General features: G+C 33.6%; 19 protein-coding genes. 6 read left to right on the plus strand and 13 right to left on the minus strand.

What is annotated here, in order from left to right; genetic code table 11:
- Window positions 1–140 precede the first annotated feature (140 nt).
- The 4 genes from D9R05_RS08940 to D9R05_RS15495 form a co-directional block, all read right to left on the minus strand.
- Entirely contained in the window at window positions 141–848 is a 708-nt protein-coding gene (locus D9R05_RS08940; protein ID WP_121666888.1) for a hypothetical protein, read from the minus strand.
- 166 nt (window positions 849–1,014) lie between these two features.
- Window positions 1,015–1,518: a hypothetical protein gene (locus tag D9R05_RS08945; protein ID WP_121666889.1), complete on the minus strand. Its 504-nt coding sequence runs from the start codon at window positions 1,516–1,518 to the stop codon at window positions 1,015–1,017.
- Between the two features lie 611 nt (window positions 1,519–2,129).
- Window positions 2,130–3,320, minus strand: coding sequence for a site-specific tyrosine recombinase/integron integrase (gene xerA, locus D9R05_RS08950; protein WP_121666890.1), 1,191 nt, complete (start codon window positions 3,318–3,320; stop codon window positions 2,130–2,132).
- 473 nt (window positions 3,321–3,793) lie between these two features.
- Complete coding sequence (locus D9R05_RS15495) at window positions 3,794–4,228, minus strand: hypothetical protein (RefSeq protein ID WP_162984934.1); 435 nt, start codon at window positions 4,226–4,228, stop codon at window positions 3,794–3,796.
- Window positions 4,229–4,345: 117 nt separating this feature from the next.
- Here D9R05_RS15495 and greA point away from each other — a divergent pair, with 117 nt between their 5' ends.
- Complete coding sequence (gene greA / locus D9R05_RS08960) at window positions 4,346–4,822, plus strand: transcription elongation factor GreA (protein ID WP_121667040.1); 477 nt, start codon at window positions 4,346–4,348, stop codon at window positions 4,820–4,822.
- Between the two features lie 224 nt (window positions 4,823–5,046).
- On the opposite strand, the gene arsM is transcribed toward greA, so the two are convergent.
- The 6 genes from arsM to D9R05_RS08990 form a co-directional block, all read right to left on the minus strand.
- Entirely contained in the window at window positions 5,047–6,015 is a 969-nt protein-coding gene (arsM, locus tag D9R05_RS08965; RefSeq protein ID WP_121666891.1) for an arsenosugar biosynthesis arsenite methyltransferase ArsM, read from the minus strand.
- Window positions 6,012–6,830, minus strand: coding sequence for a purine-nucleoside phosphorylase (locus D9R05_RS08970; RefSeq protein WP_121666892.1), 819 nt, complete (start codon window positions 6,828–6,830; stop codon window positions 6,012–6,014). Before D9R05_RS08970 ends, arsM begins: the two co-directional genes overlap by 4 nt.
- 4 nt (window positions 6,831–6,834) lie before the next feature.
- On the minus strand, window positions 6,835–7,452 hold the full coding sequence (locus D9R05_RS08975; protein ID WP_121666893.1) for a TIGR04282 family arsenosugar biosynthesis glycosyltransferase: 618 nt from the start codon (window positions 7,450–7,452) through the stop codon (window positions 6,835–6,837).
- 23 nt (window positions 7,453–7,475) lie between these two features.
- Entirely contained in the window at window positions 7,476–7,955 is a 480-nt protein-coding gene (locus D9R05_RS08980) for a rhodanese-like domain-containing protein (RefSeq protein ID WP_240463011.1), read from the minus strand.
- A gap of 17 nt (window positions 7,956–7,972) precedes the next feature.
- Entirely contained in the window at window positions 7,973–9,028 is a 1,056-nt protein-coding gene (gene arsS / locus D9R05_RS08985; RefSeq protein WP_121667041.1) for an arsenosugar biosynthesis radical SAM (seleno)protein ArsS, read from the minus strand.
- Between the two features lie 89 nt (window positions 9,029–9,117).
- Complete coding sequence (locus D9R05_RS08990) at window positions 9,118–9,453, minus strand: arsenosugar biosynthesis-associated peroxidase-like protein (RefSeq protein WP_121666895.1); 336 nt, start codon at window positions 9,451–9,453, stop codon at window positions 9,118–9,120.
- A gap of 123 nt (window positions 9,454–9,576) precedes the next feature.
- Here D9R05_RS08990 and D9R05_RS08995 point away from each other — a divergent pair, with 123 nt between their 5' ends.
- Entirely contained in the window at window positions 9,577–11,889 is a 2,313-nt protein-coding gene (locus tag D9R05_RS08995; RefSeq protein WP_121666896.1) for a PAS domain S-box protein, read from the plus strand.
- A gap of 6 nt (window positions 11,890–11,895) precedes the next feature.
- The gene (locus D9R05_RS09000; RefSeq protein ID WP_121666897.1) at window positions 11,896–12,264 is read left to right on the plus strand and encodes a response regulator; all 369 of its coding nucleotides are present in this window, start codon (window positions 11,896–11,898) and stop codon (window positions 12,262–12,264) included.
- 4 nt (window positions 12,265–12,268) lie between these two features.
- Here the strand turns inward: D9R05_RS09000 and D9R05_RS09005 are convergent, their stop codons facing one another.
- Window positions 12,269–13,216, minus strand: a complete 948-nt coding sequence (locus D9R05_RS09005) for an NAD-dependent epimerase/dehydratase family protein (RefSeq protein WP_121666898.1) — start codon at window positions 13,214–13,216, stop codon at window positions 12,269–12,271.
- A gap of 102 nt (window positions 13,217–13,318) precedes the next feature.
- On the opposite strand from D9R05_RS09005, the gene D9R05_RS09010 reads away from it, so the two are divergent.
- Genes D9R05_RS09010 through D9R05_RS09020 form a run of 3 tightly spaced genes read left to right on the plus strand, consistent with a single transcriptional unit; the run spans window position 13,319 to window position 16,547 of the window.
- On the plus strand, window positions 13,319–13,930 hold the full coding sequence (locus tag D9R05_RS09010) for a hypothetical protein (RefSeq protein ID WP_121666899.1): 612 nt from the start codon (window positions 13,319–13,321) through the stop codon (window positions 13,928–13,930).
- A 1-nt stretch (window position 13,931) separates the two neighbouring features.
- Window positions 13,932–14,423 carry a nuclear transport factor 2 family protein gene (locus D9R05_RS09015; protein WP_121666900.1) on the plus strand — a complete coding sequence of 164 codons (492 nt, stop codon included), beginning with the start codon at window positions 13,932–13,934 and terminating at the stop codon, window positions 14,421–14,423.
- A gap of 57 nt (window positions 14,424–14,480) precedes the next feature.
- Window positions 14,481–16,547: a M13 family metallopeptidase gene (locus D9R05_RS09020; protein WP_121666901.1), complete on the plus strand. Its 2,067-nt coding sequence runs from the start codon at window positions 14,481–14,483 to the stop codon at window positions 16,545–16,547.
- A 111-nt stretch (window positions 16,548–16,658) separates the two neighbouring features.
- On the opposite strand, the gene D9R05_RS09025 is transcribed toward D9R05_RS09020, so the two are convergent.
- Both D9R05_RS09025 and D9R05_RS09030 read right to left on the minus strand, forming a co-directional pair.
- Entirely contained in the window at window positions 16,659–17,540 is an 882-nt protein-coding gene (locus D9R05_RS09025; protein ID WP_121666902.1) for a T9SS type A sorting domain-containing protein, read from the minus strand.
- Between the two features lie 10 nt (window positions 17,541–17,550).
- Window positions 17,551–18,432, minus strand: a complete 882-nt coding sequence (locus D9R05_RS09030; protein WP_121666903.1) for a T9SS type A sorting domain-containing protein — start codon at window positions 18,430–18,432, stop codon at window positions 17,551–17,553.
- Between the last annotated feature and the right edge of the window lie 83 nt (window positions 18,433–18,515).

The raw sequence follows: 18,515 nt of genomic DNA on the forward strand, positions 1-18,515 counted from the left end.
TAGCTCACTTTCAAGGAACTTAATTTTTCACCCAACGCTATGGAATTTAAAAATAAAAACCGCTAAAAGCGGCTTATATTGATGAAGTGTTTTTAAAATTTAGGGCTTGTGCAACGGCTACCATTGTTGTAACCAGTGCTTTATTCAATATATTTATAAAATGTAATATTTTTATTAGTCAAATCTAATTTTACTAATCCGCTTCTAATTCCCATATAAACATTTTCGTTATCAACTACCGCAATTGAATTCGGATATAAACTTGACCAAAAAGTATTTTCAAAAATCAATTCTTTTTTAAAATCTTCAACTACATAAAAATTCTGATGTGTGGCTATTAATAACTTATTTCCATAAATCGTAAAAGCCTCTGGTGCATCGTCAAATTCCATTATGTTTTCGTAGGTAAAATTCTCTCCTTCATTTTTTAATTCAAAAATTGCTCCTCCGCTATACGATAAATGGGCAAGTCCTTCTATAAAATAGATTTTGTCATTAAATTCAAAAACGAACTTGATATTTCCTTCTTTTATTTCTATTTCTTTTTTGTCTTTATCGTTCGGAACAAATGATAATTTTCCGCCCCATTCTCCACGATTAATTCCGATTAATTTTCCTCCATCTATTTTTAATTCCGCTGTATTTCTTTCTTTTACTTTTTCTATATTCAGTTTATTATCTATGATTTTTACACCAAATTCATTTCGAGAGTGATTCAATTCAAACCATTTGTCAGAACTGACTTCTGGTATTTCAGTTTCGTGAAAGTTTTTTGGAATATCAACTTGAATTTGAGCACAAGCAGTCAAGTTTATAAGTAGAAATAGAATTATTAAAATTCGGTTCATCGTTTATTTCGTTTTTCTCGCATTGGTTACAACGGTCTTGTATAACAATCAGTTGCGGATCGGTTTGAAACTAAAATAGCTAAAATTACCGACTTTTATGCTTGCGCGGTTGTGTCCGCAGGACACAAAGCCGCAATTGTTGTTATACGGTGTTGTAAACTGGCTTTTATTCAATTGTTCCATTAAAAGTTTTAGACTCACTGTATACCGTAATTCCAAAAAGATTCCATTTCAAAATTCCGTTAGCAAAAAATTCGGCTTTTCCATTGGAATTCAAATTTTTTGTATCAATTGATTTAAATTCCCACACATAACCACTCACAAGTCCAGTCAAAAAACTGTTACTTTCAATTGGGATATATTGATTTTCTTCTATCGAATATTTTACAAGCATATTTATATCAAAAGTCCAATTGTCCTCCAATTTCACTTGTTTTATTGCTGAGTTGTTTTTTCTATTATAATCTTCAGTTATTGAAATTCGATTGGAATTTTTCTCAGAATCGGAAGCTGAAATTATTTGAACAATTCCGATTACCATAATGAAAATTGAGACAACTTTAAATTGTGGTTTAAATATTTTCTTTCCTTTTGCAATAAATCCAACAATCAGATAAAGAAAGTAAATAACAATTATTCCGTTTATTATTGACCAAATTAAATGTATCATAGTTTTCGTTTTTTAGCTTGTTTACAACGGTCTAGCATATACTTTAGTGCGACCTTAATTAGCTTTTATTTTGTTTTCAATTTACAGACTTTTATAAAAATACTCAAACTTATTTTTTCATCACTGACCCGAGCATTAAGTATATGCATTGTTACACGCAGGCTTGATTCATAGAATCAAAAAGAATTTCAGCTTTTGAATTTCATTTCTAAAGTCTCTTAGAATCGATTTTTTTCGTTATCGTGAGTTTTCATCTTATGATTTATTCTGATTTTCCAATTCTTAAATGACTTTCCAATTTTCAGATTAATTTTTCCGTTGCGATTTTCAAATTCCAACATTTTGGCGAGCTTGTCTTTAGTCTAAGAATACAATTCCGTTTGGCTGATCAAAACTCAATTCCTATTTCCAGAGTGATTTTCAATTCTGACGATTTCTTTTGCCAGACTTGATTCTAAAGGTTTATTCTTCGAGTTAGTTTAAAATTTCCATTTTCAATTTAGTTTAATTTCCGCAAAAATTTTTTCGTTAAAACTCAAAACTTAAAATAGGGAAGAAGCTCTTTTTTTTAGCTTGCGTGTAACTAGTTATATACCAACAAATATATGGTTTTATATCAAACTGTTACGGGATAACAGAACTTTTTTGTTATCTTTATAAGAAGTAGATAAATTATCTAATGCCGTATCTAACGGACTTTTAATTTGTAATAAATCTTGTCGGCTAATATGCGTATAAATCATAGTTGTCTCTGGTCTGCTGTGTCCTAATAGCTCTTGTATATACCTAATATCTATACCGTCCTCAAGCATATGCGTAGCAAAACTATGGCGTAATGTATGGGGAGTTACTTTCTTGTTTATCCCGGCACGTTTGCATGATGTTTTTAAAAAAGCACGTACACTTTCGGCACTATATCGCTTTTCATTTTGTCCCTCAACTAAATAAAAATTCGGCTGATAAGTGGCTATATAATTAGAAAGTAGCGGAAGTATTCCGTCAGATAAAATAGCAAACCTATCTTTTCTGCCCTTCCCACGGTATACAAAAATTTGCTTTCTATCTACGTCAATATCCCTGGTGCGCAAACTCAACAATTCCCCAATTCGTAAACCGGAAGAATAAAGTAAGCCTAATATTAATCGATGTTTAATGTTTCTGGTGTGCTGTAAAATGCTTATAATTTCCCTACGAGATAAAACAATAGGTAGTTGTTTAGATTTCTTGGGGCGTAAGTGAGTAAAATCAATGGTATCTTTCGGTTTATAAAGACTAGAAAAATGCTTTAAGGCGCTCACACATTGCCTATGAGAACTTATAGAATAATTTTGACGAGTAATATACTCTAGAAAAAGCTCATAATCGCGCTTAGATAGGTTACCATTTTCTTTACTTTTAAACCGTAAGAATCTCAAAATAAACGAATAATAGGTGCGCACTGTTTGCTCGCTATATCGCTTTCCTCGTAAGTAGCGTACATATTCCCACAAGGTTTTTTTGTCTATTTTATCTAATTCCTTTTGAAGCTTTGGTTTCTTATTGACTAACTTCTTTTTGGGTACAGGAATCTTAACATGCTTAATCGCTTCATAATCTACAAAATATCCCTGTTTCCTATAGTGTAAATAAACTTGTTGCTTACATTCGGTACTAAAAGGTACATAAAAGCAAGCCTTCGTCTTAGACCAACGCACGTCTTTTAATTTCTTAGTGACTGAAATTAAAGTGTCATCATAATCAAAATGAATTCCCAATTGTAGTTTTCCACGATGATTAAAGCAAGAAAGCTTCACTTTTATCATATGCTGAAATATTTTTATTGAATTAAAAAAAGACTAAAAACTATAGACCACTTCAGTATTCTGAACTATAACTGCTATTAATATAGCAAAACAAAATAAGAAAGAAGACAACTTAAGGAAGTAATTTGATGAGCACTACTTTATAAGATAAGTTATACTTAAATATATACCCAAATCTTAAAAGAATTTATCATATAAATAAAAACATAGAAGAATGCTATAGAGGTTATTCATTATACAAATTGATGCTCTAGAGGAAACTTATAGCTAATAAAGATTGTTTGTCTTATCTATTTCACTCGTCCGAAAATAAGGCTACATAATTTTAATAATTATGTATAAAAATGATAAAGTAATCAGGCGTTACAGCGAATCGTTTAAATTGAAAATTTTAGAAGAATTTACCATTGAAAAACTCTACGGAATTAACCCTACCACCATTAAAAGATGGATTATAAATTATATTAAGAAGGTTAATTGCTCACTGTCAGGGTTCCATTACCATTGTCTGTTACGCGGTAAGGATATAGGGTGTATTTTAAATTCTCACCTTCAATAAACTGTCCCGTAATCAGGTTGTAACGGTTATGATCTTCGCACTGGCAGGTTCCTTCCAGTCCATCAATTTCTAAAACAGAACATCCCTTTGGCACGTGATTAGGATCTGCAGCATCAAACGCTACATAGGAATTTCCGCCGGTATTCATTAAAATAATTCCGCCATGTCCATAATTATTGATATAAACCGGATTTGAAGGAAAGTTCAACCCATTATATTGTGGCAAACTTAGATCTACCAAAAAGCTAAAATTCAAATCAAAAAGATAGGGATTATCTTGTCTGCTGTCATCATCATCGCAAGCGGCAAAAAGAACCAATCCTAAAAAAGCGTATATTATTTTTTTCATCATAAAAATTTGTGTTGCAAGATAACATGATTGTTAAGCTTGGTAAAATTTATTATATTTGTTTTAGCTGAATCCCATGGAAGTGGGATTCTTTTTGTATATATAAACGAAGAAGTCATGAGTAAAGTATCTTATTATACTGCTGAAGGATTAAAAAAATTAAAAGACGAATTAAATCAATTAAAAGATGTTGAGCGTCCAAGAGCTTCACAAGCCATTGCTGATGCTAGGGATAAAGGAGATTTAAGTGAAAATGCTGAATATGACGCTGCAAAAGAGGCTCAAGGTTTATTAGAAATGAAAATTTCTAAACTGGAAGAAGTAGTTTCTAATGCACGTATTATAGATGAATCGCAATTAGATACTTCTAAAGTATTAATACATAGTACCGTTAAAATTAAAAATACGAGCAATGGTGCTGAAGTAAAATATAAATTAGTAGCGCAGAGTGAAGCCGATTTAAAATCGGGTAAAATTTCTGTAGACTCTCCAATTGGTAAAGGTTTATTAGGAAAAGAAGTTGGAGATAAAGCCGATATTCAAGTTCCAAACGGAACGATGGCTTTTGAAATTTTAGAAATCACCAGAGATTAATTAGAATTCTATAGAAAATAAAAGGGATGTCTAAAAAGTAATTAGAGCTGTCATTCTGAATTTATTCCGGTAGCTATCGGAACAGATCTAATCATATGATTAGCAAAGCTTTATGAGACCCTCAATCGAGTTCAGAGTGACGAATTTGAAAGAAATTAGGAAGTATGCCAGAATTTTAGATGAATAAAAAGAGGGATTGTTACATAAAACAATCCCTCTTTTTATTAACAGCATCCACCACCATCATAGTGAAAAGTCGATTCGCTGATAAAAATATCTTCTCTGTTTAAACCTTGTAAAGCTTTTGCGGTTTTGTCGCAAACGGCAAGCGGTTGATTTTTAAGAAGCACATGTCCTTTTTGATCATCAAAAAAATCATCTTCACCAAAATATATAGCCGCCTTTCCAGTAAAAATACAGGGTCCATCTTCTGGCATAGGGTCTTTTATAGCCGCTACTTCTATACTTTCAATATAAATTAATTCTTCTGTCGGATAATTTTTGGGATCTAAAATTCGATAGGGTTTTTTTGCTCTAATTTCAATAGTTCCAAAACCGGCATCGGTAAGCATTTTTACATATTCCTGTAATGGTAAACTTCCGCTTAAACAAAGGGCGCGTAAACGTTCATCGTTGCGTAAGCTTTCATTCATTTCTTGCTCACAAATAGGATCGCTCATTACTAACCTTCCGTGAGGTTTAAGTACGCGATACATTTCGGCAATAGCTTTTTTTAGTTCTTCAGTTTTAAAAATATTGAATAAACAGTTTTGCGCCGCTACATCAATTGAGTTATCTTCTACCGGAAGGTGAAGCGCATCTCCTTTTCTTAAATCAACAAAATTACTGTTGAACCACGGGTTTACTTCTTCAGCTTCTTTGAAATTTTTTCTAGAGGCTGCTAGCATTTCATCTACCACATCAATTCCGATCACGCCGTTTTCTTGACGCGAAAAATAAGCGAATTGCAATAACTCCATTCCGCCACCTACACCAACATAAAGTGTTTTGGGATTATCTACTAAATCACGTGCATGAACGGTGCTTCCGCAACCATAATTCATTTCTTGCATGATTTTAGGAATCTTTAATCCCGGTAATTCCCCCACCGGATTGGTTGTACAACACAAGCCAACATCTGGCGTTAGGGCTGCATCTTTATAGACATTTTTTGTGGTTTCTAAGTAGCTCATTCTGTTTCTATGTTTTTAATAAGTTCTTTAAAAAGCTGAATCATTTTTGGTTCTGCCAAGGCTGCCATCGCAATAATATCCTTTACATCTACCGGTTGTAAATCGTCCGGATTACATTCGTCTGTTAAGACAGATACAGCGGCAACAGGAAGTTTTAAATGATTGGCTACAATGACTTCGGGCACGGTACTCATTCCTACAGCATCGGCACCAATAATATTTAAATAGCGGTATTCTGCACGCGTTTCTAATTGAGGACCAACTACCGAAGCATAAACACCTTTATGCAGCTGAATGTTTTTTTCTTTGGCAATAGCTTCAATATTTTTATTGATGTTTTGATCATACGGGTAACTCATATCTACAAAACGCTCTCCATATTGAGAAACCCCTTTAAAGGCTAAGGGAGAGCCACCTTGCAAATTAATATGATCGTCAATAAGCATTAATTCTCCTTTTTTAAAGTTTGGGTTAATCGCTCCCGAAGCATTAGAAACCAATAATTTTTTAATACCTAAGCGATGCATAATTCTTACCGGAAAGGTAACATCTTGAAATCCGTAACCTTCATATAGATGAAAGCGGCCTTGCATAATAACCACTTTTTTTCCTTCTAATTCTCCGAAGATTAAATGCCCTTTATGAAATTCTACTGTGGCGGTTGGGAAGTTAGGAATATGGTTGTAACTAACATCGGCTATAATTTTTACCTCGTCTAGTAATTTACCTAAACCGGTACCTAAAATGATACCGATTTCCGGGTTTTCGAATCCTTTATTTTGTAAATATTTTACGGTTTGTTCAATATATTTCATCTGCTTATAAATATTTTTGAAATGCTTTTATGGGGCGAATATCGTCTACCACATCAATATCATTAAGTTCGGGTAGCAAAGTTACTTTTTTATTGCTCATGCTTTTTAAGGTGTCTTTAAAAACGCTAGCTGTACTCCATTTTTTATTTTGAAATACTGCGGAGTTTAACTGATTCATACCCAATAAATAATAACCGCCATCTTTTGCGGGGCCAATTACATAATCATCCTGATCTAAAGCTGAAAAAGCATCGCTTATAATTTTTTCTGAGAGGTCATAAATATCACTTCCAACAATAACAATTTGTCGGTAGCCTGCCTGAAAACCTTCTTGAAAAGCAAATTGCATGCGTTCTCCTAAATCATTTCCATGTTGTTGTTTTTTGCTGAAATAATCCCGTTGCCATAAATCGTTTTCTACTACATCTTCGGTGTACCAAATTTGTTTGTCGGCATCTATGTTTTTAATTATTGAAGCGGTATGTGACAATAATGTTTTATAGATTTCTAAAGCGGCTTCGTTACCAATAGATTTTGCTAAGCGTGTTTTGCATTTTCCCAATTCCGGGTGGCGTACAAAAACCAATAATAATTTGGCTGAACTTGGAGTTTTTTGATGCATAAATTAAATTTTCAGAAGAATTTTTAATACACTTTTTCTCCTTTTTTCAGCCATTTTCCCCATTTTTTAGAATAGGCGTGAATACGATTGGTTTCATTTTGGGTAGAATCAACTACAGGAAAATTATTGTTTTTCCATTCAAAAATGCCGCCGTATAAATTTTTCACCTCGGTATAGCCGGCATTTTTTAATTTTTGCGCTATTTTTTCTGAACGAATTCCGAGGGAACAATACACGACAATTTCTTGGTTTTTTTTAGGGTAGTTTTCTTCAATTTTTTTGATTGAAAACTCTTTAAATCCCACAGCTTTCGCATTTTTTAGATGACTTACTTGATATTCTTCTGCTTCACGGGCATCAAAAATTAGCAAAGAACCGGTTTGGTTTACTTCCATTTTTAATTGTTCAACCGAAATATAAGGAATATTACCCGTATTTTTTTTAGCAAGCAATTCGGCTAAATCTGTTTGTCCCCAACTTATAAAAGGAAGAAATAAAAGCATAAAAATCAATTTTTTCATTAGGCTACGCTTCCTTGGCAACTGCTACCAGCACCAGCTGTACAACCGTAGCAATGTTGCGAAATTATAATATTTCTATTTTGTAATTCGTTTTCATTATAGTCGCTAATGTGTTGCACCTTACTGGCAACCTTTAGTTCTAACATCTGATTAAAATCACAATCATATAAATAGCCATCCCAACTAATGGAAAGTGTATTTCTACACATTACATTTTTTACGGCTGCAGGATTATAAGCATCAACTAAGGCATGCATATAATCTTCATAATTTTCTGAAGCAATTAAAAACTCAAGAAAACGGCTAATCGGTAAATTAGTGATTGCAAAAAGATTATTAAATTCGATATTAAAATCTTCTTTTAACGCTTCTTTAAAATCTCTCTCCATCGCTTCTTGATCGGTAGGAAGAAAAGCGCCTGAAGGATTATATACAAGATCTAATTTTAAATCGCTGTTTTCTTTACCGTAGCCAACTTCATTTAGCATTTTTAATGCTCTTATGGAGCTGTCAAAAACACCTTTTCCGCGTTGCTTGTCTGTTTTTTCACGTTTATAAAAAGGAAGAGAAGAAACTACGTGTACGTTATGTTCTTTAAAAAACTGTGGTAAATCATGATACTTTTTATTGGCCACAATAATGGTAAGATTAGAGCGAACAATAATGTCTTTGATACCGACTTTTGAAGCTTCTTTTACAAACCATCTAAAATTAGGATTCATCTCTGGGGCACCGCCGGTTAAATCTAAGGTGTGAGCGCCGGTCTGTTTAATTGCTTTTAAGCAATCTTTCATGGTTTCTACCGTCATAATTTCTTTACGGTCAGGACCGGCATCTACGTGACAATGCGAACAAGTTTGATTGCACATATAGCCCAAATTTATCTGTAAAATCTCTAGTTTTTTAGGTTTTAGCGGCGTGTTTTCTGTTTGTGAAACTTTTTGTTTGAATGTAGGTAATTCGCCTTCAGCAAATAAACCATTGCTTAAAAACTCTAATTGTTTTACAGGGTTTGATAGATCGTCTTTTCTTGCGTGTAAAGATTTTTGTGTCATAAAAGCAAATTCAGCGATTATAGAAATTGGCAAGTACTTTACTTGCCAATAATATTAACGAAAATGAGAAAGAATTGGATGTTAAAAAATTACATCGATAATTTTTTATATTTATTCATCATCTGCACACCGTGTACCAAGCTTGCGCCACCTTCTATAGCTGCACCTGCATGAACGGCTTCCATCATTTCTTCTTTTGTTATACCGCGTTGTAAACCATCTTGCGTATATGCATCTATGCAATACGGGCATTTTACGACATGTGAGACTGCTAAAGCAATCAGTGATTTTTCGCGTGCAGAAAGTGCACCTTCCTCAAATACTTTTCCGTAGTAATCGAAAAATTTTTTACCGAGCTCTTCACTCCATTCTGTAATTTCTCCAAATTTTCTTAAATCTGCGGGGTCATAATAAGATTTTGCCATATCATTTTTTTTAAGTGAAGTTAAAGGTAATAATTTGTTTTTAGCTAACAGAAAGCTTGTAATGTTTTTTAAAATGTAAAATAGCTAGGGTTTTTTTATTAAATTCACAATATAGATATACCAATGCAAGAAGAAAGAAAATATTTATCTTGGTTTTTAACTAGACCTTATTTGTCTGGTTTCTTTGTGTTTTGCCTTGTTTTTTTATTGAGTACCATAATTGCTTATCAAGAATATTCTTTGGTAAAAGAAAATGTGCGAAAGGAGAAAAACAGTGCACTTGCATTAGTTGAACAAAATATAGATCAGTCATTAAAAAATAGTTATATCTCTACGTTTACCTTGGCCTTAACGATTGATGATGAAGGAAAGCCGAAAAACTTTGCGGAGGTATCAAAAAAGATATTAGCTAATAGTACCAGTATAGATGCGCTCCAATTGGTTCCTGACGGAGTTATACAATATGTTTATCCTTTTGAAGCCAATAAAGAAGCGTTGGGTTTAGATATATTAAATACACCAACCACAAAAGATGAAGCGCTAAAAGCTATAGAGACTAAGCAATTGTATTTTGCCGGTCCATTAAAATTGAAACAAGGCGGAATGGGCATGGTGGGTAGACTTCCTATTTTTATTAAAAATAAATTCTGGGGATTTTCAGCTGTTATTATAAAGTTAGATCGTTTAATCGATAAATCAGGGGTAAACCAATTATCACAAAATGGATTATATTTTCAGTTTTCAAAAGTAAATCCGCTAAGTAAACAGGAAGAATTTTTCTTAGAAGAAGATAAAAACATAAGCCTTAAAAATGCCGAAAAATTAACGATAGAAGAAGGCGATTGGACAATTTATGTGGCTTCCACAAAACCTAATAAGCCTTTTTATGCAGCACTTCCTTATTTATTATTCGGATTTTTATTGGCGGGTATTTGTTCAATTTTTACCATTATCGTTTTTAAAAGACCCGCTGAGCTACAAAAAATTGTAAAAATACAAACAGTTAAATTGCTAAATTCAGAATTGAAATTTAAGGCAATCTTTGATCAAGCCGGAGTAGGTATTGTTCATGTAAATGCTGAAAATGGTGCTTTTATTGAAGCTAATAAGCGTTTTTGCGACAAAGTGATGTTAAGCTTAGAAGAATTAAAGCACAAGAATTTTTACGAACTTATTGAAGAAGATTCGTTTCAAAAAAAAACCCTTTTAGAGAATTCGAAAGCAGAAGTAAAACTACTTAGAAATGACGGCATGCCTATTTTTGCTAGGCTAACTAATTCTCCTTTTAAAAGCAAACAAGGCTTAAGCTATATTACTATTGTTGAAGATATTACTGAAAAGAAAAAAACTCGAAAGCATTTAAAAGAATTAAAAACACGTATGGAAATGGCCATACGTGTTTCTAAGTTAGCCTATTGGGAGTGGGATATAGCGACCGATAGAATTACGTGGTCTAAACGTATGTACGAAATTTTTAATATACCAGAAGGGAAGCCGCTAAACTCTTCTGAAGTTTTAGATTATTTTCATAAATCAGATGTAGAAAAGTACAAGTATTTTAATAAGCAGCTTTTAATCGGGAAAAGTATAGAGCCTTATGAAGTAAGAATAGAACCAGCTCCCGGAAAAGTTGCTCATATATTAATTCATGTAGAAACGGAAGAAGATGAAGATGGAAATGTTTGTAAATTAAAAGGTAGTTTATTAGACGTAAGCAAAGAAAAACAAGCCGAAAAAAAACTAAACGATTCTTATGATTTGGTCCTGCAGCAAAATCAGCGTTTGTTGAACTTCTCTTATATTATTTCTCATAATTTACGTTCTCACGCAGCTAATATTAAGTCGTTATTAAGTTTGTTGTTGCCTTCATCAAAAGATAAAGAGCAAGAACAATTGATGGAAATGTTACAATCCGTATCAGATTCTTTAGATGAAACTTTGTTTGATCTTAATGATATCGTAGATATTCAGAAAAAGACAAACATTGTAGTAGAGCCTTTGTCGGTTAAGAAATACGTAGATCGGGTGTTAAAAACTTTAGGAGGAGAGATTAAAGCAAAAAGCGCTAAAATCTCGACAATTGTTAAAGAAAACGATAATATAAATTTTAATGCCGCTTATTTTGAAAGTATTTTACTTAACTTTATCTCCAATGCCATTAGGTATAGTCATCCAGAGCGTACTCCAGAAGTAGAAATTAAGTTTGAAGATCACGGAGACTTAAAAGTTATTACTATAAAGGATAACGGAATAGGGATAGACCTTGCTAAAAACAAAGAGAAGCTATTTGGTATGTACAAAACCTTTACTAATCATCCTGATGCCAAAGGAATGGGGTTGTTTATCAGTAAAAGTCAATTGGAAGCCTTAGATGCGAAAGTAATGGTGAAAAGTAAAGTAAATAAGGGAACAACATTTAGTCTACTCTTTAAATAAAAAACTATGGAATTTTGTATAATAGATGACGATAAGATTTATCAGTTTTTAATGAAAAAAACCATAGAGAGCATAAGTAATGATGTTGAGGTAAAGCTCTTTCATGATGGCTTAGATGCTATCAGTAGATTTAAAAAAGACGGTGTTTGCTGCAGTATAATACTACTGGATTTAAATATGCCCAATATGGACGGATGGCAATTTATTCAAGAATATAAAAAGCTAGAAAAAACCTGTGGCGAGAAGCATAAAATTTACATAGCCACCTCTTCCATTTCTTCACTAGATAAAGAAAAAGCCAAACAATTTAAAGAAATTGATGGCTATTTAACTAAACCGATTACTAAAAATAAACTCTTAGAAATTTTAGTCTAACTCATTAGGCTTGCTTTTTTAAGCCTCTCAGCATTGCTTTTGTCATCTTTTGTAGATCAAAATCATGTTTCCATTTCCAATCTTTTTGGGCAAAAGTGTCGTCTATACTAGATGGCCAAGTTTCGGCAATATCTTGTCTAAAATCAGGAGCATAATCAATGCTAAAATCAGCTATTTCTTTTTTAATTTCTTCCGCTAATTGTTTTGGGGTAAAACTAATTCCTCCTAAATTGTAAGAAGATCTAATGCTTAAATTTTCAGCGGGAGCATCCATTAATTGCATAGTTGCTTTTATGGCATCATCCATAAACATCATTGGTAAAGCAGTTTCTTCGCTTAAGAACGACGTGTATTTTTTTGAAGCTAAAGCTTCGTGGAAAATTTCTATAGCATAATCTGTGGTTCCGCCGCCCGGTGCAGTTTTGTAACTAATTAAACCAGGATAACGAATACTTCTAACATCAACGCCATATTTCTTGTGGTAATATTCGCACCAACGTTCTCCGGATTGTTTGCTAATTCCGTAAACGGTTGTCGGTTCCATAATGGTAGTTTGCGGCGTTTGGTCTTGTGGCGTAGAAGGACCAAAAACAGCAATACTCGATGGCCAAAAAACCTTACTTACTTTTTTATCTTTAGCAAGATTTAAAACATTAAAAAGCGAATCCATATTTAGATGCCAGCCGCGCATCGGGAATTTTTCTGCTGTGGCACTAAGCATAGCCGCCATTAAATAAATTTCATCAATTTCATAATGCATTACTAAATCTTCAATGGCTTTATAATCGGTTGCATCGGCAGTTTCAAAAGGACCAGATTGCATTAACTCTTCGTTTCCTTCTCTAATGTCAACGGCAATTACATTGTCTTTTCCATATTTTTCGCGTAAACTTAAGGTAAGTTCGGTTCCTATTTGTCCGCAAGCGCCAATTATTAAGGTTTTTAATGCCATAGTCTTTTTATTTTCTAAATTTGTAATGCCTTATAAAACGAAAGTTCAAAAGAACAATTTTTATGGGTTATTACAAAATCAAATATTTCAAGATTTTTTAAAATGATACGAAAGAATTTTTTTTGGACCTTAAAAAACTTAGCGATTTGCGGTTCGTTTTTTTTGATAGCCTGTAAAGAAGAAGCGGTGGAAGAAGAAAAACAGAAAACTTTTCAGCAAGAAACAGCAGAAGCACTTTCTAAAGAAGTTAAACTCTCTTCAAACCGAACGATTGAATTAATTACGGAAGCCAAAGAAACCACAGCTAATTGGAGTGCATATTTAACTTTGAAAAATGAAATTGAAAGTTTTGAAAACAGTACATATCAAGAAGTGATTAATGGTAGTAATAATTTAGTTGAATCTTTAGTTGCCGTAAAAACTACACTTCCTGAAGACTTTAAAGTAACGCCCGTTTATGCACGTATAAAAGTATTGATTACACAAGCCCAGGTTTTGCATCAAGATGTAGAAAATCCAAGAGTAGAACCGGCGCGAATTGATACGCTAGTTAATGAGATTTATAAAAGCTTTGGCGATTTAAAAATTCAGTTGAATGAAGTTTATTTGAAAACTCTGGAAGATCTGGAGTCAGAATTTGATGATGCCATTCAGCCAGATACTTTACAAGAAACAACAGAAAATAAGGCTGTAGATTCTATAAAAACTAACTAATATGCGTTTACGATATTTATTTTTAGCGGTGTTCAGTTTTCTTTGCTTGCATGGTTATGCACAAGAAAAAGTTATTGCTAGAACCTTAACCAATTGGCATAAAGCCGCTGCAGAAGCAAATTATGATGATTATTTTTCTGCCTTGGCACCGCAGGCTATTTTTATAGGCACCGACCCGACAGAACATTGGACTAAAAAAGAATTTATGGCTTATGCTAAACCTTATTTTGATAAAGGAAAAGCCTGGGATTTTTCAACTTTAGAGCGCTTTATTTATCATCAAAAAGATGAGAATATTGCTTGGTTTGATGAACTTTTAACTACTCAAATGGGTTTGTGCAGAGGTTCCGGAGTTTTAGAAAAAAGAAACGGTCAGTGGAAAATTAAGCATTATGTACTTTCCATAAGCATTCCAAATGAGGATGTTAGTGAAGTCGTTCAACTAAAAAAGTCATTTGAAGAAAATTTTATCAAAGCAAAAAAAACAGACTAAAGTCTGTAACAATTTTCAATTATTAATCACTAATATATAGATCAATACAATTAAATCATGAAAATTAATTTTAAACAAAGTTTAGTTTTAGCAGCTGCCTCATTAACCTTGGTAGCTTGTAAAGACGATAAAAAAGAGGTGGCAAAAGCCGAAGAGCGCACGCCCGGTATCGATATAGAATACATGGATACTACGGTGAGCCCTAAAAATGATTTTTATAATTACGTCAACGGAAACTGGATGAAAGAAACCGAAATCCCTGAAGAGCGTACTTCTTGGGGAGGTTTTCAAGTTTTGCGTAAAAGCACCGATGAAGATGTATTAGAAATCATTGCGAAGGCAAAAGAGAGTGGAAAATACGGAGCCAATACAGATCAAGCAAAAGCAATATTCCTTTATGAATCGCAATTAGATACGATGGCAAGAAATGAAGCAGGCATTCAGCCATTGCTTCCTGCCTTGGAAAGAATATCGAGTATCAACTCTGTAACTGATTTGCAAAAAGTTGTGGCAAAAAATTCGGCAATTATTGCTGATCCGTTTTTTGGTTTAGCAGCCTTTTCAAATCCGAGTAATAGCGATATAAACTCTGCTTACATTACGCCCGGCGGATTAGGTTTGCCAGATCGTGATTACTATACCAAAAAGGATAGCGAATCTAAAAAAATTAGAACACAATACGTAGATCATATCACCCGTATGCTTCAGTTTTTAGGAGATTCTAAAGAAGAAGCGCGCCAACAAGCCGAAACTATTTTAGCTTTAGAAACACGCTTGGCAGAACCACGTTTAGATAAGGTAGCGAGTCGTGATTTTAGAAATTTCAACAATCCACGTTCGTTAGATCAAGTACAAAAAATGGTACCGGCAGTAGATTGGAAACAGTATATTAGTGATCTTGGTGTTGAAAAAGAATTAGATACTGTGCTGGTTATGCAGCCTGAATATATGAATGAGCTACAAACTGTTTTTGCTGAAGGAAATATAGAGGAGTTAAAAACGGTTATGCGTTGGGCTACATTAAACAATTCTGCAAGTAAACTTTCTACCGAAATTGAAAAAGCGAATTGGGATTTTTACAGTAAAACCTTAAACGGAGCTAAAAAACAACGTCCGGCAGATGAGCGTGCACTTTCTACAGTAAATGCAAGTGTAGGCGAAGCTTTAGGTCAGTTATATGTTGATGCAAAGTTTCCACCGGAAGCAAAAGCTAAAGCTGAAGAAATGATCGCTAATGTAATTGCAGCTTACCAAGAACGAATTGAGCGTTTAGATTGGATGAGTGATGAGACCAAGAAAAAGGCAATTGAAAAATTAGATAAATTCACGGTGAAAATCGGTTATCCTGATAAGTGGGAAGATTATTCGAAGCTTGACGTTAATGCAGAAAATAATTTCTATCAGAACAGTGTAGCGGTTTCAGCATGGAATTTTAGAGATAACTTATCTAAAATTAATGAACCGGTAGATAAAACAGAGTGGGGCATGTCTCCGCAAACCGTAAATGCGTATTTTAATCCGTTTAATAATGAAATCGTATTTCCTGCGGCAATTCTTCAACCTCCTTTTTACAATTATAAAGCAGATGCAGCTGTAAATTATGGCGGAATAGGAGCGGTAATTGGTCATGAAATTTCTCATGCGTTTGATGATAGTGGAGCGCGTTTTGATGCTGATGGTAACTTAAACAATTGGTGGACCGAAGAAGATCTTGAAAAGTTCACTAAGCGCGGAAACAAATTAGCAGAACAATACAGTGCTATTGAAGTTTTAGACAGTGTTTACATTAACGGTAAATTTACACTTGGAGAAAATATTGGTGATTTAGGCGGGGTTTTAGGTGCCTATGATGGTTTACAGAAATATTACAAAGAGCATGGAAGACCGGGGAAAATTGACGGCTTTACGCCAGAACAGCGTTTCTTCTTATCCTGGGCAACGGTATGGAGAACCAAAATGCGTGATGAAGCTTTACGTTCTAAAATAAAGACAGATCCGCATTCTCCGGGACAATACAGAGCTTATGTTCCATTGCAGAATGTAGATGCGTTTTACGAAGCTTTTGATATTAAAGAAGGCGATTCTATGTACATTGCCCCAAAAGATCGCGTTTCTATTTGGTAATCGATTTTGAATGAAATTATAGACTGTCTCAAAAGATGATTCCGTCAACCTGAATCAAGTTCAGAATGACAAGTTTCACTACTTTTGAGACAGTTTTTTTATGGTTTGTTTTTAATTCTTAATCAGCTTTTGAGTATAAACTTGCTGACCACTTCTTAATTTCACAAAATAAACTCCGCTAGCTACATCCGAAACATCGTAGGTTTCTTGTTGATGAAATGTTTTTATCAGTTTACCTTGTATATTGTAAAGCTCTATTCGATCTAATTTTTTTGTTGATGTAATATGAAATTGGTGATTTGCCGGGTTGGGGTATAGGCTAAAATTTATTTTTTCTTTTGAAGCCGTATGTAAAATTTCACAATCATCTGAATAGGAAAGAACGCCGGTCTGTGAGTTGTAGGTAACGTTCCAGCTTGCATAAACGCCTTGTGCATTTTGAGCCGCAACAGGATCTGTTACATTTATACAAATGTCTTGCCAGTCTCCTGTAAAATTCATAGATAAATTAGTTAGGTTGACGTCGCTTCCTTCTAAATCTATAACGTCTAGATACCCCACATCTAGAGATTCTAAGGTGGTTAAATTAGGATTGTTGGTTAAAAATAAATGATTCAACTCATTGCCGTAAGTAGCTCCCTGGCTTGTAAAATACAATTCTTCCAGTGCTGTTAAAGTTGATAAGTCTAAGTAAGGCGCTATATCTGATTCACCAGCATTCACAAAACCAACCCCACTAATATTTAAAACTTTTAAAGCCGTAAAATCTTGTATACCTATTAAGGCCTTAATAGGTAAATTGTTAGAAATACTCAAATCTAAGTGTGTAACTTGCACAATGTCTGCAGTAAGCACTTGTTGATTAATTGTATTGTCACTATCAATCCCTAGGTCAATCAAAGTTTGTTCAAAATTATTATCAATAATTTGAGTGGTTTGGCCAAAGCCTGTAAGACCCATAAGGATTATGGTAAATTTTAATATCGTTTTCATAATGATTATTTTATTGAACGATTAACTTCTGAGTTAATTCTTGCAGATCACTTCTTAGCTTCACAAAATAAACTCCGCTAGCTACATCCGAAACATCGTAGATTTCTTGCTGATGAAATGTTTTTATCAGTTTACCTTGTATATTGTAAAGTTTTATTTGATCTAAATTTTCAGTTGATTTAATATGAAATTGATGGCTTGCCGGGTTGGGGTATAGGCTAAAATTTATTTTTTCTTTTGAAGCCGTATGTAAAATTTCACAATCATCGGAATAGGAAAGAACGCCGGTTTGTGAGTTGTAGGTAACGTTCCAGCTTGCATAAACGCCTTGCGCATTTTGAGCTGCAACAGGATCTGTTACATTTATACAGATGTCTTGCCAGTCTCCTGTAAAATTCATAGTTAAATTATTTAGGTTGACGTCGCTTCCTTCTAAATCTATAACTTCTAACCAACCCACATCTAGGGATTCTAAGGTGGTTAAATTAGGATTGTTTGTCAAAAATAGGTGAAATAATGCATTTTCGTGGGCATCTCCTTCACTAGTAAAATACAATTCTTCCAGTGCTGTTAAAGTTGATAGGTCTAAGTAAGGTGCTATATCTGATTCAAATATATTTTCAAAGCCAATCCCACTAATATTTAAAACTTTTAAAGCCGTAAAATTCTCTATGCCTTCAATATCCTCTATTGGCAGGTGATTTGAGGTGCTTAAATCTAAATGCGTAACTTGGTTTATATCTGAAGTTAAAACTTGTTGGTTTATCACGCCATCACTATCAATTCCTAAATCGATTAAAGTCTGCTCAAAATTAGGATCATATATCGAAGTAGTTTGGGTAAAGCCTGTAAGGCTCATAAGGATTATGGTAAATTTTAATATCGTTTTCATAATGATTGTGTTATTGAATTACTAAATTTTTATGTTCTATTATTTTACCATCAACCACTAGAGTTACCACATAGGTTCCTGTG

This window comes from Mesonia aquimarina (genome assembly GCF_003667275.1).
GTDB lineage: Bacteria > Bacteroidota > Bacteroidia > Flavobacteriales > Flavobacteriaceae > Mesonia > Mesonia aquimarina.

Coding starts and splice junctions, on each gene's coding strand:
- D9R05_RS09005 (WP_121666898.1), bottom strand. CDS start 13,216: ATGGCATTAAAAACCTTAATAATTGGCGCTTGCGGACAAATAGGAACC.
- D9R05_RS09010 (WP_121666899.1), top strand. CDS start 13,319: ATGATACGAAAGAATTTTTTTTGGACCTTAAAAAACTTAGCGATTTGC.
- D9R05_RS09000 (WP_121666897.1), top strand. CDS start 11,896: ATGGAATTTTGTATAATAGATGACGATAAGATTTATCAGTTTTTAATG.
- D9R05_RS09025 (WP_121666902.1), bottom strand. CDS start 17,540: ATGAAAACGATATTAAAATTTACCATAATCCTTATGGGTCTTACAGGC.
- D9R05_RS09015 (WP_121666900.1), top strand. CDS start 13,932: ATGCGTTTACGATATTTATTTTTAGCGGTGTTCAGTTTTCTTTGCTTG.
- D9R05_RS08940 (WP_121666888.1), bottom strand. CDS start 848: ATGAACCGAATTTTAATAATTCTATTTCTACTTATAAACTTGACTGCT.
- D9R05_RS09030 (WP_121666903.1), bottom strand. CDS start 18,432: ATGAAAACGATATTAAAATTTACCATAATCCTTATGAGCCTTACAGGC.
- arsS (WP_121667041.1), bottom strand. CDS start 9,028: ATGACACAAAAATCTTTACACGCAAGAAAAGACGATCTATCAAACCCT.
- D9R05_RS09020 (WP_121666901.1), top strand. CDS start 14,481: ATGAAAATTAATTTTAAACAAAGTTTAGTTTTAGCAGCTGCCTCATTA.
- arsM (WP_121666891.1), bottom strand. CDS start 6,015: ATGAGCTACTTAGAAACCACAAAAAATGTCTATAAAGATGCAGCCCTA.
- D9R05_RS08975 (WP_121666893.1), bottom strand. CDS start 7,452: ATGCATCAAAAAACTCCAAGTTCAGCCAAATTATTATTGGTTTTTGTA.
- D9R05_RS08995 (WP_121666896.1), top strand. CDS start 9,577: ATGCAAGAAGAAAGAAAATATTTATCTTGGTTTTTAACTAGACCTTAT.
- D9R05_RS08980 (WP_240463011.1), bottom strand. CDS start 7,955: ATGCTTTTATTTCTTCCTTTTATAAGTTGGGGACAAACAGATTTAGCC.
- xerA (WP_121666890.1), bottom strand. CDS start 3,320: ATGATAAAAGTGAAGCTTTCTTGCTTTAATCATCGTGGAAAACTACAA.
- D9R05_RS15495 (WP_162984934.1), bottom strand. CDS start 4,228: ATGAAAAAAATAATATACGCTTTTTTAGGATTGGTTCTTTTTGCCGCT.
- D9R05_RS08990 (WP_121666895.1), bottom strand. CDS start 9,453: ATGGCAAAATCTTATTATGACCCCGCAGATTTAAGAAAATTTGGAGAA.
- D9R05_RS08970 (WP_121666892.1), bottom strand. CDS start 6,830: ATGAAATATATTGAACAAACCGTAAAATATTTACAAAATAAAGGATTC.
- D9R05_RS08945 (WP_121666889.1), bottom strand. CDS start 1,518: ATGATACATTTAATTTGGTCAATAATAAACGGAATAATTGTTATTTAC.
- greA (WP_121667040.1), top strand. CDS start 4,346: ATGAGTAAAGTATCTTATTATACTGCTGAAGGATTAAAAAAATTAAAA.